Genomic DNA, 11,741 nt, shown 5'->3' with positions numbered 1-11,741 from the left:
CTGGGATCTCACAAACTGTAACGGGACGTTCATTATGCCCGGCCCTGCAAGGCACGCCGATGACACACTGATTTGCCGGCCGGGCGGTCGTTCCGCGGGCCAGGTTGGGCTATCGTGCCAGCATCCCTTCCTTCCCCTCTGGATTGCCTATGAAGCTGGTCTCTGCCTGGCTGCGGATTCCATTCTGGCAGCGCGTGGTCGGTGGCTTCGTGCTCGGCGCGCTGGCCGGCTGGGCGCTCGGCCCGGCCGCGGAAACGTGGTTTGGCCCGCTCGGTGAGCTGTATGTCACCCTGATCAAGATGATCGCCGTACCGTTGGTGTTCTTCGCGGTCATCAACGCGATTTCTTCGCTGCATGGCCAGAAGTCGGTCGCCGCGCTCAGTGGCCGCACCTTCCTGTGGTTCGTGATCACCGCCGCGCTGGCGGTGTGCGTCGGCCTGGCCGTGGGCACCGTGCTGCAGCCGGGTGCGGGTGGACTTCAGTTGTCGATGGCCAGCAACTACGTGCCGCGCGAAGTGCCCAGCGTGGTGCAGGTGCTGCTGGATGTGGTGCCCGCCAATGTCTTCTACGCGCTGTCCGGCATCGGCACCAAGGTCAATGCCGCTGGTGAGACCGTGCTGGCGGCCGGCCGCGGCTCGATCCTGCCGGTGATCTTCTTCGCCGGCCTGGTGGGCTTTGCCATCGTCAAGCTGGGCGAGAAGGTGACCGAGGCGCGCAAGCTGGTCGGCCAGATGAGCGACATCATGATCCAGGTGACCCGCTTCGTGCTGGAAGTCACCCCGATCGGTACCTTCGGCCTGATCGCTGGGCTGGTCGGCAGCTACGGTTTCGAGAAGCTGCTGCCGCTGGGGCATTTCGTGCTGGCGCTGTACGTGGCCTGCGCGCTGCACATCGTGGTGGTCTACAGCGCACTGTTGATGGCGCACGGCCTGAACCCACTGAAGTTCTTCCGTGGCGCCGCGCCGGGCATGCAGGTGGCGTTCGTCAGCTCGTCCAGCTTTGCGGCGATGCCGGTGGCGCTGCGTTCGATCACCCACAACCTGGGGGTGAACAAGGACTACGGCTCGTTCGCGGTGCCGCTGGGTGCCAGCATCAAGATGGACGGCTGCGGTGCGATCTATCCGGCCCTGTGCGCGGTGTTCATCGCGCAGTACAGCGGCGTGCCGCTGACCCCGGAACAGTACGTGGTGGTGCTGATTGCTTCGGTGCTGGGCAGCTTCGGTACCGCCGGCGTACCCGGCACCGCCGTGATCATGGCCACGGTGGTGCTGAGCGCGGCCAACCTGCCGCTGGAGACCATCGGTTACCTGTATGCCATCGACCGCATCCTGGACATGATGCGCACGATGACGAACGTGACGGGCCAGATGCTGGTGCCGGTGATCGTGGCCAAGGAGACCGGGCTGCTCGACCAGGCGGTGTATGACAACCCGTCCAGCAATGTCGGCGTGGATGACCCCGACCCGACGCCGCCGCGCGGCTGAGGTTGCGTGGTGGTGATGGAAGGCCCGCCCTGACCGGCGGGCCTTTTGTTTTGTGCCGGTAGATCCACGCCATCCATGCATGGCGGCCGTGCCGACCAACGGTCGGCACCCACCGGGGCAGATGGCGCTGTGCCGACCAACGGTCGGCACCCACCCGGGGCAGATGGCGCTGCGCCGACCAGGGTCGGCACCCACCCGGGCAGATGGCGCTGTGCCGACCAGGGTCGGCACCCACCGGGGGCGCAAACAAAAAAGCCGCTGCAGGGCAGCGGCTTTTCGTCTCTCAGGCGGCGCGGTGGCGCCAGCAGGTCAGAGGTCGACCCGGCGGGCCTGCATGAACTTGTTGCCCCAGTAGCCACTGAGCAGGGTGTCCACGCGGACGTCCTTGCCCGAGCTCGGTGCGTGCAGGAAGCGGCCATCACCGACATAGATGCCGACATGGTCAACGCGGCCCTTGCGGCCGAAGAACACCAGGTCGCCCGCGGCCAGCGCGGTGCGGTCGTTGATCAGTTCGGCGTTGTCGTCGTGGGCCATCTCGCGCGACACGCGCGGCAGCTCAATGCCCAGCGCCGAGCGGAACACGTAGCCGACCAGGCCGCTGCAGTCGAAGCCGCTGTCCGGGTTGCTGCCACCCCAACGGTACGGGGTGCCCAGCAAGGTCATCGCGCGGCGCAGCAGCGACTGCACCTTGCCATTGTCGGCGGCGGTGCCGACAACGCTGCCATTGGCGGCGCTGCTGGTGTCGTAGTTGGCGAGCAGGCGGCTGAGATCGCCGGCCACCACGGCCGAGCGGTCCATCAGCGGAATGGTGTCGTTGGCGGCCAGGTGCGGCAGCAGGGCGGCCAGCGTGGCGCTGGCGGCGGCATCGACGCGGCTGCGCTGCGGAGCGGCAGCCTCGGCCTTGGCGGCCGGTCGGGTGGTGCTCTCGGCCACCGGGGCCGGGGTCACATCGGAGGAGCGGTTCGGAGCGGTCTGCGACCAGGCCGGAAGGCTGGTCAGGCACAGTGCCAGGCCAAGCAACAGCGGGCGGGCACCACGTGAAGATACGGAAGTCTGGCCTTCGCTTTTCAGGTCGTCAGTCGTCACGCGTCGGTCACAGGAAAAAAACGATGGGGCATCATGCCCTGTAAAAGCGCGGATAAGTTAAAAATTCCGTTAGTAATCCGTTAGTTTACGAGTGATGAGCGTCACAGTTTTGAACATATCGCCTGTTCATCTTAGCGAAGAACGCGTTTCGCCCCCGTGTAGTGGTCCTTCCAGTAGGGCCCGCTGAGCGAATCGAGCCGGACCGTGCCGCCGGTGCTCGGGGCGTGCACGAAACGTCCTTCACCCACGTAGATGCCGACATGGGTGACGTTGCCGCGGCTGCCGAAGAACACCAGATCACCGGTGGCCAGGCGCTGCGGGTCGATCTTCGGGCCCTGTACCGCGGCCAGGTCACGGGAGGTGCGTGGCAGCTTCAGGTCCAGCATCTCGCGGTAGACGTAGGCCACCAGGCCGCTGCAGTCGAAGCCCGAATCGGGGGTGTTGCCGCCATAGCGGTAGGGCGTGCCGACCAGGCTGATGGCGCGCATCAGCACCGAATTGGCCGCCTCGGGGTTGTCCGGCACGGTCTTCGGCCAGTGCGCGGTTGGCGGTGGCGGAGCAGGGCGGGTGGCCTTGCCGCCGCCGCAGGCGGTCAGCAACAGGGGCAGGGCCAGCAGCAGGGCCGGGGCGAGCAACCGGCGCGGGCCGGACGAAACTGGCGTGATGTGCATGATCTCCGGATAATGCGCCACCTTGGATTGGCCGTCATGATGGCGGCGTCCCCGCCGGGCCACAACCCGCCCCAACCCGCCTGCCTCCGGCAGATCCAGACAGAGTTGCGCATGAAGATCGAAAAAGACCGCGTTGTCCGCTTCCACTACACCGTTTCCGAAGCCGGCCAGGAGCCGATCGAGTCGTCCAAGGACCGCGGCGAGCCGCTGGCGATCCTGATCGGCCACGGCAACATCATTCCGGGCCTGGAAAACGCCATGATGGACAAGGAAGCCGGCGCGACCTTCAGCGTCGACGTCAAGGCCGCCGATGCCTACGGTGAGCGTCGCGAGGGCCTGTCCCAGCGCGTGCCGAAGAAGCACTTCGGCAACACCAAGCTGGCCCCGGGCCAGCAGGTCGTGCTGCAGACCAACTTCGGCCCGCGTGCGGTGACCGTGCAGAAGGTCGGCATGAGCGTGGTCGACGTGGACCTGAACCATCCGATGGCCGGCAAGGACCTGCACTTCGACGTTGAAATCGTCGACGTGCGCGAAGCCGGCAAGGAAGAGATCGATCACGGCCACGTCCACGGCGACGGCGGTCACCAGCACTGATCGCCGCGCGATCGTGATGGCAGCAACGGCCCGCTTCGGCGGGCCGTTGCGTTTCTGGAACACGGCGCGGCCATCCATGGCGCATGGGCCGGCGGCATAATGGCGGACCTGCCCGACGGACGCCCCGTGAACGCCGCTTCTCCTTCCCTGCAACCGCTGGCTTCCAGCGAACGCATCGCGGTGCTGGATGTGCTGCGCGGTGCCGCGCTGCTGGGCATCCTGCTGATGAACATCGAGGCCTTCAGCGGACCGCTGGACCTGGCCTTCACCGGTATCGACACGCACTGGCAGGGCCTGGACTACTGGGCCGATGCGTTCGTCTATGTGTTCGTGCAGGGCAAGTTCTTCACCCTGTTCTCGCTGCTGTTCGGCGCCGGCTTCGCGGTGATGGCGCAGCGCGCCGAGGTGGCCGGGCGCGCGTTCACCCCGTTCTACCTGCGCCGCAGCGCCGGCCTGCTGCTGATCGGCCTGTGCCATGCGCTGCTGGTCTGGTCCGGTGACATCCTGGTGCTGTACGCGCTGGTCTCGCTGCCGCTGCTGGCCTGCCGCGAGGCGCCGCGCAGCTGGCTGCCGTGGATGGGCGTGATCGTCTATCTGGCCGGCGTGGCGATGATGCTGCTGGTCGGGGCGATGGTGTCGATGGCCCCGGTGGAGGACCTGCAGAAGATGCTCGCCGACGCGCAGCAGGAGATCGCCCAGCAGCGCCTGGTGTACGGGCAGGGCAGCTGGATGCAGGCCAACGCGCAGCGCCTGGGCGAGTTCGGATCGTCGATGGGGGCGCTGCTGATTACGGGCCCGGAAGTGCTGGGCATGTTCCTGATCGGCAGCTGGTTTGCCGGCAGCGGCGCACTGGCCACGCCGGAGCGCTTCGTGCGGCTGTACGCGGTGTTGCGCTGGGTGGCGCTGCCGCTCGGTCTGGTGATCACGCTGCTGGGGGTTGTCTGGAAGCCGTATCTGGCACCGGGTGCCTATGACCTGCCGGTCACCGCCGCGATGGCCCTGGTGACGGTGGGCGGTCTGCCGATGTGCCTGGGCTACCTGGCCTGGATCGTGCACTGGCGCGCGCGGCTGGCGTGGCTGGCGCCGGTGGGACGCATGGCGTTGACCCACTACCTGGGCCAGTCGCTGCTGTGCACCTGGCTGTTCTATCACTACGGCCTGGGCGCGTTCGGGCAGATGCCGCGCAGCGTGCAGCTGTTGTTCGCGCTGGCGCTGTTCGCGGTGCAGGTGGGCGTTTCGCACGCCTGGCTACGGCGCTTCCGTTTCGGCCCGATGGAATGGCTGTGGCGCGCGATGACGTACCGGCAGTGGCCGCCGATGCGGCGCGGAGCCGGGCAGGGCTGATCGATGCGAGGCGCGCGCGAGGATGTGATCGTGGTGGGCGCCGGTGCCATCGGCCTGGCCACCGCGCTCGCGCTGCGCGCGCAGGGCCGGCAGGTGCGGGTGATCGAACGGGGGCGCATCGGTGGCGCGACCTCGCATGGCAACTGCGGCACCATCACGCCCAGCCATGCGCCACCGCTGGCGGCCCCCGGTGTTCCGAGGCGTGCGCTGCGCTGGATGCTCGATCCGCGCGCACCGCTGTATGTGCGCACGCGGCTGGATCCAACACTGTGGCGCTGGCTGCTGCAGTTCGGTGCGCGCTGCAACGCGCGGGACTGGCTGCAGTCCACGCGGGCACGCGGCGCACTGTTGAATGATTCGCGGCTGCGCCTGGCGCAGTGGGTGAAGACGCATGCGCTGGACTGCGAATTCGAGGCGCGCGGTCTGGACTACGTGTTCGGTGATGCGCGCAACTTCGACCAGTACGCGGCCGAGTGCGAGGCATTGAACGCGCAGGGCATTGCCACGCGCTGCATTGGTGGCGCCGATTACGCGCGCGACAATCCGGCGTTCCATGATCGGCTTGCCGGTGCGATCCACTTCCCCGGTGATGCACAGCTGCGACCGGACCGCTACACCGCCGAACTGGCACGCGTGCTGCGCGCGCAGGGCGTGGTGATCGACGAACAGCAGGACGTGCAGGGTTTCAGCGGTGATGCGCACGGTGTACGCGTGCAGGCCGGTGGCCAGCACCTGTCGGCGCGCGAGCTGGTGCTGGCCACCGGGCCGTGGTCGCGCCACTGGGCGCGGCAGCTGGACCTGCGCGTGCCGATCCAGCCCGGCAAGGGCTATTCGCTGACCTGGTCGCGCCCATCGCAGGTGCCGTTGCGCCCGGCGGTGCTGAAAGACCATTCCGTCTTCGTGATTGCCTGGCGCGACGCGCTGCGGCTGGGCGGCACCATGGAGTTCGCCGGTGCTGACCCGCAGCTGCGTGCGACGCGCCTGCAGGCGTTGCAGCACGCCGCCGACCACTACCTGCGCACGCCGCGCGGCGCGCAGCTGCAGGAACAGTGGTGTGGCTGGCGGCCGATGAGCGTGGACGACGTGCCGATGATCGGCCGCGCGCCCGCGCATCCTCACGTCTGGCTTGCAGCCGGGCATGGCATGCTCGGCATCAGCATGAGCGCTGGCACCGGCCAATTGATTGCCGATCTGGTCTGCGGCCGCACACCCGCGATCGATCCCGCCCCTTACCGACCCGAGCGATTCCGATGAGCACTGCACCCTATGATTACGATCTGATCGTCCTTGGCGGCGGTTCCGCCGGCCTGGCCGGTGCGATCCGCGCCGCGCAGCATGGCAAGCGGGTGGCGATGCTGGAACCCGGTGAGCTGGGCGGCACCTGCGTCAATGTCGGCTGCGTGCCGAAGAAGGCGATGTGGCTGGCGGCCGACCTGCACGAGCGCATCGGCCTGGCCAGTGCGATGGGCTTCGATGTGCCGGCGCGCCCGGCACTGTCGTGGAAGGAACTGGTGATCCACCGCCAGGCCTACATCAGCAACATCCACACCAGCTACCACAAGCGACTGGATGAAACCGGCGTGGTGCGCATTCCGGCGCGTGGCCATCTGCTCGACGCGCATACCGTGGCCTGCAGCGATGGCGTGCGCTACAGCGCCGAGCACATCCTGATTGCTACCGGCGCGCACCCGCTGCGCCCGGACATTCCGGGCGCCGAGCTGGGCCTGGTCTCCGATGACTTCTTCGATCTGCGTGCGGCACCGGCCGAGGTGGCGATCATCGGCGGCGGTTACATCGCGGTGGAACTGGCCGGGCTGCTGCAAGCCCTGGGCAGCAAGGTGAGCCTGCTGGTGCGCGGCAAGCGGCTGCTGGAGCGCTTCGACTACGAGTTGACCGATCAGTTGGCGGAGAACCTGAAACAGCAGGGCGTACGCATCCATTTCGATTACCGACTGCGTGAACTGCAGCGCGACGGCGAGCGTGTGCGTGCGTTCGGCCATGACGGACCGCTCGAAAGCGTGTTCGATGCGGTGTTCTTCGCCACCGGCCGCCGTGGCAACAGCCGTGACCTGGGCCTGGAAGCGCTGGGCATCGGCATCGGCGAGCACCAGCAGGTGGAGGTGGACGAATGGCAGACCACGAGCGTGCCGAGCGTGCACGCCGTGGGTGACATTGCCGGCAAGGTCGGGCTTACGCCGGTGGCGGTGGCCGCATCGCGGCGGTTGATGGACCGTCTGTTCGGTGGCCGCCCGCAATCGAAGATGGATTACGAGAACGTGGCCAGTGTGGTGTTCTCGCACCCGCCGCTGGGCGCGGTGGGCATGAGCGAGGAAGAGGCGCGTGCGCGCTTCGAGCAGGTGAGCGTGTACCACAGCCGCTTCCGGCCGATGCTGCAGGCACTGGCCAACGGCACCCAGCGCAGCCTGTTCAAGATGGTCTGTGCCGGCCCGGAAGAACGGGTGGTGGGCATTCACCTGCTGGGCGAAGCGGCCGATGAAATCCTGCAGGGGTTTGCCGTTGCGGTGAAGATGGGCGCGACCAAGGCGCAGTTCGACGACACCGTGGCGATCCACCCGACCTCGGCCGAGGAAGTGGTGCTGATGCGCTGAGCCGGGCTGTTGTAGAGCCGAGCCATGCTCGGCTGCCGTTTTCTGTAGAGTCGAGCTTGCTCGACTGCGCTGTGAAGGCAGTCGAGCAAGCTCGACTCTACGGGGCGCCGGGCGCACCCATGCGACAATGACGGCCCCCACCTCTTCCCTGGCCGCCCTGTGCGGCCCGCCGCCGTCCTGATGTCCAGCTCCGCTTCCCGTATCGCCACCACATCCCCACGCATCGCGCTGGGCGGCATCGGCCTGGCCGCGATCGGCGCGATCGCCGCCTCCGGCAAGGCCATCATCGTCAAGCTCGGCCTGCGTCATGGTGTTGATGCCACCATGCTGCTTGCGCTGCGCATGCTGATGGCGCTGCCCTTGTTCGTGCTCATGGCCCTGTGGGCCGCGCGCCGGGCCGAGCCGCTGTCCTGGGCCGACCGCGCCCGCGTGTTGTGGCTCGGGTTCACCGGCTATTACCTGTCCAGCCTGCTCGACTTCCAGGGCCTGCAGTACATCAGCGTGACCCTGGAACGGTTGATCCTGTACCTGAACCCGACCCTGGTGCTGCTGATCAACGTGCTGCTGGCACGGCAGCGGCCGGGGCGCTGGCAGATCGGCGCGCTGGTGCTGAGCTACCTCGGCGTGCTGCTGGCCTTCGGCCACGATCTGCAGCGCGAGGGCGGGCAGATCATCGTCGGCAGCCTGCTGGTGCTGGGCAGTGCGCTCAGCTACGCGCTGTACCTGTTTGGTAGTGGGCAGGTGGTGGCGCGCATCGGTGCGGTGCGGCTGACCGCCTATGCCAGCTGTGTGGCCAGCGTGCTGGTGCTGCTGCATTTCGCGGTGACCCATCCGCTGCCGTTGCTGTGGCAGGCACCGGCAGCGGTGCAGTGGCTGTCGCTGCTCAACGCCACCGTGTGCACGGTGCTGCCGGTGCTGGCGATCATGCTGGCGGTGCAACGCGTGGGTTCGTCGCTGGCCGCGCAGGTCGGTATGCTGGGCCCTGTTTCCACCATCGTGATGAGCCTATGGCTGCTCGACGAACCGATGGGGCCGGCGCAGATCGCCGGCACCGTGCTGGTGCTGATCGGCGTACTGCTGGTGACCCGCCTGCGGCGCTGACGCCGGAGCAGGCGCGTGCACGCATCCTGGCGGTGATCCGCGCGATTCCGCCGGGGCAGGTGCTGGGCTATGGCCAGGTGGCGATGCGTGCCGGCTTGCCCGGGCGGGCGCGGTTGACCGCGCGCATTCTCGGCCAGAACGACGACCCGGACCTGCCCTGGCACCGTGTGCTGCGCTCGGATGGGCGCATCGCGATGGCGGAGGGATCGGCCGGCTGGCGCGAGCAGTCACAGCGGTTGCGTGCCGAGGGCGTGGTGGTGGAGAACGGGCGGGTGCGGATGGCGGCGACCGATCCGGCCGCAGCGCTGGATGCCGCGGTGTGGGGCCCCGGCTGAGCGTGGCGGGCGACTGAACAGGCTGCGCCTGCCGGTCGCCAACAAGATGCGGTGCTGCGGCTATGATGGAGGCCGTTTCATGCCGGTGCTCCCATGTTCCCGCGACTGCCAACCGTCACCAAGGCCCTGTTGATCGCCAACGCGATCCTGTTCCTGCTGCAGCAGCCGTTCCTGCTCGGCATGCAGACCTTCGAGCCGTTCATGCTGCAACCGCTGCAGCAGGGCTTCGATGCGTTCTCGCCCGGCGGCAACTTCCAGCCGTGGCAGCTGCTGACCTATGGCTTCCTGCATGGCAGCTTCGGCCATCTGTTCTTCAACATGCTGGCGGTCTTCATGTTCGGCGCGCCGCTGGAACAGACCTGGGGCGAGAAGCGCTTCCTGCTGTACTACCTGGTGTGTGTTGCCGGTGCAGGCGTCTGCCAGCTGCTGGTCGGTACCCTGCTGGAGAATCCGGCCACGGTGCTGGGTGCTTCCGGCGGCGTGTTCGGCCTGTTGCTGGCCTACGGCATGCTGTTCCCGAACCAGCGGGTGATGCTGCTGTTCCCGCCGATTCCGATGAAGGCGCGGACCTTCGTGATCCTGTTCGGTGTGGGCGAACTGGTGCTGGGCATGACCGGCTGGCAGCCAGGCGTGGCGCACTTCGCGCATCTGGGCGGCATGCTGTTTGGCTGGCTGCTGATCCGCTACTGGCGCGGGCAGCCACCGTTCAACAAGCGGCGCCCGCCGGGCCCGCCGAATCGCCCGAACCATCTGCGCAGCGTGAAGTGAGGCGCGATGCGCCTCGCTTCACGCGGGTAGGTGCCAACCGTTGGTCGGCACACCTTCTCCCGCGCGGGTAGGTGCCAACCTTGGTTGGCACAAAGATCGGTAGGTGCCAACCAAGGTTGGCATCTACCAGAGCAAACGGCACACCCTCACAGATCCCGCAATACCACCTGCGCGGCATTGTGCCCCGGCGCACCGGTAACGCCACCGCCGGGATGGGTGCCCGAACCGCACAGGTACAGGCCGGGCAGGGCACCACGGTAGCCGGCCTGGCCGACCATCGGCCGTGCCGAGAACAGCTGGTTGGCACTGAGCGCGCCGTGGAAGATGTCGCCGCCGATCAGGCCGAAGGTGCGTTCCAGATCCAGTGGTGACAACACCTGGCGGCCCAGCACGCTGTCGGCGAAGCCAGGCGCATGACGTTCGACGGTGGCGATCATCAGGTCGGCCACGCTGTCCTTGTGGTCATCCCAGTGCCGACCCTCGGAAAGGACCGGCGCCACGTGCTGGCAGAACAGGCTGGCCACATGCTGCCCGGGCGGCGCCAACGAATCATCCAGCGTACTGGGAATCAGCATCTCCACGATGGGCTCGCGTGACCAGCCGTCGCGTCGTGCGTCCAGCCAGGCGCGGTCCATGTAGTCCAGGCTGGGGGCCAGGATGATGCCGGCACTGAGATGCTCGCCCGGGCCGGGCAGGGCGCGGAAGTCCGGCAGCCGCGACAGCGCCACGTTCATCCGGAACGTGCCCGAACCACAGCGCCAGTGCGTCATCCGCTCGCGGGTTGCTTGCGGTACCTGCGCCGGTTCCAGCAGCTGCTCGTACAGCAGTTTCGGGTTGACGTTGGCGATCACCGCGTGTGCGCGGAGTGTTTCGCCGTTGCCCAGTTCCACGCCCACCGCGCGGCCCTGCTCGACATGCACTCGCCGCACATCGGCATCCACGCGCAGCTCGGCGCCGGCCTGACGTGCAGCGGCCGCGATCGCCTGGCTGATCGCGCCCATGCCACCGATCGCGTGGCCCCACGCGCCTTTCACGCCATTGCACTGACCGAACACATGATGCAGCAGCACGTAGGCACTGCCCGGCGAGTAGGGGCTGGCGTAGTTGCCGACGATGCCATCGAAGCCGAACAAGGCCTTGATCGGCTCGCTTTCGAACCAGCGGTCCAGGTACTCGGCCGCCGACAGCGTGAACAGGTCCAGCAGTTCCTGTCGCAGTGAAGCATCGAGTGCCGCCAGTTCGCGGCCGAGCTTTCCCATCTGCCACAACGCAGGCAGGGCGCGCCAACCACCCGCCATGCCCAGATCCGGCGGCGCGCGCAGGGCCCACGCACGCAGCACGTCGGCGAAGTTCTCCAGGCGCGCCTCGTAGGCGGGCAGCACCTGTGCATCGCGTTGGGAAAACTTCGCCACCTCGGCCTGGGTACGGCCCGGTGCCGACAACAGGTAGCGCCCATCGGGCAATGGCAGAAAGTTGTTGGCCGGCCGCGCAACGATGCGCAGCCCATGCGCATGCAGCTGCAGATCGTCGATCACCTTCGGCTGCAGCAGCGACACCGTGTACGACGCCACCGAATTGCGGAAGCCGGGATGGAACTCCTCGGTGACCGCCGCTCCGCCGAGCACGCTGCGCCGTTCCAGCACCAGCACCTGCTTCCCGGCCTTCGCCAGATAGGCCGCGCAGACCAGCCCGTTGTGACCGCCACCGATGATGATCGCATCCCAGGACATCTGCACCTCGCAAAAAGGG

Annotated in this window: 11 protein-coding genes; 8 read left to right on the top strand and 3 right to left on the bottom strand. The window is 67.6% G+C overall.

Going from position 1 to position 11,741, the window contains the following annotated elements; all coding sequences use genetic code 11:
- Window positions 1-149 precede the first annotated feature (149 nt).
- Complete coding sequence (locus tag C9412_RS07845; RefSeq protein ID WP_107231107.1) at window positions 150-1,484, top strand: dicarboxylate/amino acid:cation symporter; 1,335 nt, start codon at window positions 150-152, stop codon at window positions 1,482-1,484.
- A 309-nt stretch (window positions 1,485-1,793) separates the two neighbouring features.
- Here the strand turns inward: C9412_RS07845 and C9412_RS07840 are convergent, their stop codons facing one another.
- Both C9412_RS07840 and C9412_RS07835 read right to left on the bottom strand, forming a co-directional pair.
- Window positions 1,794-2,504 (bottom strand): C40 family peptidase, encoded by a 711-nt coding sequence (locus C9412_RS07840; protein WP_258190118.1) that lies wholly within the window; start codon window positions 2,502-2,504, stop codon window positions 1,794-1,796.
- Between the two features lie 197 nt (window positions 2,505-2,701).
- Entirely contained in the window at window positions 2,702-3,241 is a 540-nt protein-coding gene (locus C9412_RS07835) for a C40 family peptidase (RefSeq protein WP_107231263.1), read from the bottom strand.
- 111 nt (window positions 3,242-3,352) lie between these two features.
- Between C9412_RS07835 and C9412_RS07830 the strand changes: the two genes are divergently transcribed.
- From C9412_RS07830 to C9412_RS07800, 7 genes are all read left to right on the top strand, one after another.
- A complete protein-coding gene (locus C9412_RS07830) occupies window positions 3,353-3,835 on the top strand; it encodes a peptidylprolyl isomerase (protein WP_107231105.1) in 483 nt (160 codons plus the stop codon).
- Between the two features lie 99 nt (window positions 3,836-3,934).
- Window positions 3,935-5,179, top strand: coding sequence for a DUF418 domain-containing protein (locus C9412_RS07825; RefSeq protein ID WP_107231104.1), 1,245 nt, complete (start codon window positions 3,935-3,937; stop codon window positions 5,177-5,179).
- A gap of 3 nt (window positions 5,180-5,182) precedes the next feature.
- A complete protein-coding gene (locus C9412_RS07820) occupies window positions 5,183-6,433 on the top strand; it encodes an FAD-dependent oxidoreductase (protein ID WP_107231103.1) in 1,251 nt (416 codons plus the stop codon).
- Window positions 6,430-7,788: a glutathione-disulfide reductase gene (gene gorA / locus C9412_RS07815; protein WP_107231102.1), complete on the top strand. Its 1,359-nt coding sequence runs from the start codon at window positions 6,430-6,432 to the stop codon at window positions 7,786-7,788. Before C9412_RS07820 ends, gorA begins: the two co-directional genes overlap by 4 nt.
- Before the next feature lie 180 nt (window positions 7,789-7,968).
- Window positions 7,969-8,889 (top strand): DMT family transporter, encoded by a 921-nt coding sequence (locus C9412_RS07810; RefSeq protein WP_107231261.1) that lies wholly within the window; start codon window positions 7,969-7,971, stop codon window positions 8,887-8,889.
- A complete protein-coding gene (locus C9412_RS07805) occupies window positions 8,886-9,224 on the top strand; it encodes an MGMT family protein (RefSeq protein WP_249844968.1) in 339 nt (112 codons plus the stop codon). The genes C9412_RS07810 and C9412_RS07805 overlap by 4 nt, the downstream gene beginning before the upstream one ends.
- Before the next feature lie 93 nt (window positions 9,225-9,317).
- Window positions 9,318-9,992, top strand: a complete 675-nt coding sequence (locus C9412_RS07800) for a rhomboid family intramembrane serine protease (RefSeq protein WP_008267505.1) — start codon at window positions 9,318-9,320, stop codon at window positions 9,990-9,992.
- 146 nt (window positions 9,993-10,138) lie between these two features.
- Here the strand turns inward: C9412_RS07800 and C9412_RS07795 are convergent, their stop codons facing one another.
- Window positions 10,139-11,722 (bottom strand): NAD(P)/FAD-dependent oxidoreductase, encoded by a 1,584-nt coding sequence (locus tag C9412_RS07795; RefSeq protein WP_107231260.1) that lies wholly within the window; start codon window positions 11,720-11,722, stop codon window positions 10,139-10,141.
- Window positions 11,723-11,741 lie beyond the last annotated feature (19 nt).

It is taken from the genome of Stenotrophomonas sp. Nf1 (assembly GCF_003028475.1).
GTDB lineage: Bacteria > Pseudomonadota > Gammaproteobacteria > Xanthomonadales > Xanthomonadaceae > Stenotrophomonas.
This window is presented reverse-complemented; position numbering and strand designations above follow the sequence as displayed.

What these genes read in the sequence shown, in the direction of transcription:
- C9412_RS07820 (WP_107231103.1), top strand. Translation starts at nt 5,183, where the DNA reads ATGCGAGGCGCGCGCGAGGATGTGATCGTGGTGGGCGCCGGTGCCATC.
- C9412_RS07835 (WP_107231263.1), bottom strand. Translation starts at nt 3,241, where the DNA reads ATGCACATCACGCCAGTTTCGTCCGGCCCGCGCCGGTTGCTCGCCCCG.
- C9412_RS07845 (WP_107231107.1), top strand. Translation starts at nt 150, where the DNA reads ATGAAGCTGGTCTCTGCCTGGCTGCGGATTCCATTCTGGCAGCGCGTG.
- C9412_RS07830 (WP_107231105.1), top strand. Translation starts at nt 3,353, where the DNA reads ATGAAGATCGAAAAAGACCGCGTTGTCCGCTTCCACTACACCGTTTCC.
- C9412_RS07795 (WP_107231260.1), bottom strand. Translation starts at nt 11,722, where the DNA reads ATGTCCTGGGATGCGATCATCATCGGTGGCGGTCACAACGGGCTGGTC.
- gorA (WP_107231102.1), top strand. Translation starts at nt 6,430, where the DNA reads ATGAGCACTGCACCCTATGATTACGATCTGATCGTCCTTGGCGGCGGT.
- C9412_RS07800 (WP_008267505.1), top strand. Translation starts at nt 9,318, where the DNA reads ATGTTCCCGCGACTGCCAACCGTCACCAAGGCCCTGTTGATCGCCAAC.
- C9412_RS07825 (WP_107231104.1), top strand. Translation starts at nt 3,935, where the DNA reads ATGGCGGACCTGCCCGACGGACGCCCCGTGAACGCCGCTTCTCCTTCC.
- C9412_RS07810 (WP_107231261.1), top strand. Translation starts at nt 7,969, where the DNA reads ATGTCCAGCTCCGCTTCCCGTATCGCCACCACATCCCCACGCATCGCG.